Origin of the sequence: Streptomyces sp. NPDC047453 (genome assembly GCF_040643155.1) — a bacterium.
Classification (GTDB): Bacteria; Actinomycetota; Actinomycetes; order Streptomycetales; family Streptomycetaceae; genus Streptomyces.
This window is the reverse complement of the sequence record NZ_JBEYTS010000177.1, coordinates 1-1,491: the sequence shown is the minus strand read 5'-3', so window position 1 is coordinate 1,491 and position 1,491 is coordinate 1. Positions and strand designations below refer to the sequence as shown.

Genomic DNA, 1,491 nt, shown 5'->3' with positions numbered 1-1,491 from the left:
ACCGACGACACCGCCCTGCCCACCGAACTCAGCGCATAGCCTCAAAGACGAGATCACCGAGTGGCCGTCGATACACCACTCCAGCGGACGTGACCGGCCAGGACATCCTCCAGACGGACAGCGGATATCTCTGCCAGGTCGATCGGACGGCCAAGGAACGCCCCGCCCAGCAGCGGCACCAGCCCGGTGTCTTCCTGCCCGGACAGCAGGGGCCGCCACACCCCGTCAACGTCACACGGCAGCTCGTCCGCAACCCAGACGCACACCGACCCCGACGAGACGAACCGCCCCGGGGGAAGTCCCTCTGGCAAGTCGAAATCCATGCCCGGACGATAGACCTCGGCTTCCTTCGGCCGCGCGCCGCCCCATACGGCCCCGGGCTGCCGGTGTCGCCACTCGAGAAACCACCATGGCCAGGCGACCCCCGGAAGGATCGCTCCCGCAGCCAGTGGCTTACCTGCGGATTCACGGAATTGCGGTCAGAACCATGTTCACGGAGCCTCAACACCTTGCCGCCTTGCGACGCTCAGTCACAGCTGCACGGAAGCTGTGCCAGAACCCAATCTCGTGTACAGGTGCTGTCGGTTCTCGGGTTCTGACTCAACTTCTCTTTGCGCCGTGAGGCGCTGTTGGTTCGAGTGGAGGTGAAAGACCTGCACCAACCCGCTGTCGCAGCAGTCGGGTTGAAGCTGAGGGCAGCCTGATCCGGGTGATGACGGGGAGGGCGAGAGCGGCCCTGACAACGCCGGGACGTGTCCAGTACTGCCAGATGGGGCGGGTCCGGCAAGCGTGATGGAGAGGAGTACGCGAGGAACCGGCGTTTTACGTCTCTCAAAGAGACACCGGCTCGAACCTGGCGGATCTGGGCCGGAAGCGGTGCGTATGCAGGTCATCATTTCGGGTGATCTGCCAACTCCTGGGTCGGTCTATTGAAGCTGGCCGGGAGGCCACGAGGAAAGCCTGCGGCGTACTCGTGGCGATGCCGCAGGGACACAGTCGGGCTCCTCCTTCATCGAGCGAACCACAGCGAACACGGGAACCGTCCCCAACCTCGCCCCGTCGTCGGTGGCCCCAGGCGCGTATCCGCGCCACAGAAGCTGCGCCAGAACCGGTTCTCGTGAACAAAGCCACCTGGGCATCCGCCCGGTCATCGCCCGCCGCGGGACCGAGCACGGCTCCGGCCTGGGCGTCCACCGCTGGGTCGTCGAAGCCGCCTTCGCGCTCCTGCACTGGTTCCGCCGCCTGCGCACTCGCTGGGAAATTCGCGACGACCTCCACGAAGCCTTCCTCACCCTCGGCTGCAGCATCATCTGCTGGCGCCGCCCGAAGACCGCTTCTAACGGTGCGTCAGCCTGAAATGTAGGCGCAGATGGCCGTCGGCTCCTCCCGAAGGGTATGAAGTTCCCCCGTGATCGTGGACAGCGGATGGTTACGCTGCGGGGGCGAGGTCTTGTGCTGTCAGGGCCCTGGTTTCGACCGGGGTGACGTATC

General features: G+C 65.4%; 1 protein-coding gene and 1 pseudogene. One reads left to right on the top strand and one right to left on the bottom strand.

The window, feature by feature from the left end; genetic code table 11:
* Window positions 1-53: 53 nt before the first annotated feature.
* On the bottom strand, window positions 54-323 hold the full coding sequence (locus ABZ818_RS42770) for a hypothetical protein (protein ID WP_361427747.1): 270 nt from the start codon (window positions 321-323) through the stop codon (window positions 54-56).
* An 811-nt stretch (window positions 324-1,134) separates the two neighbouring features.
* Here ABZ818_RS42770 and ABZ818_RS42765 point away from each other — a divergent pair.
* Window positions 1,135-1,356 (top strand): annotated as a pseudogene (locus tag ABZ818_RS42765) (IS5/IS1182 family transposase); the annotation flags it as partial.
* Between the last annotated feature and the right edge of the window lie 135 nt (window positions 1,357-1,491).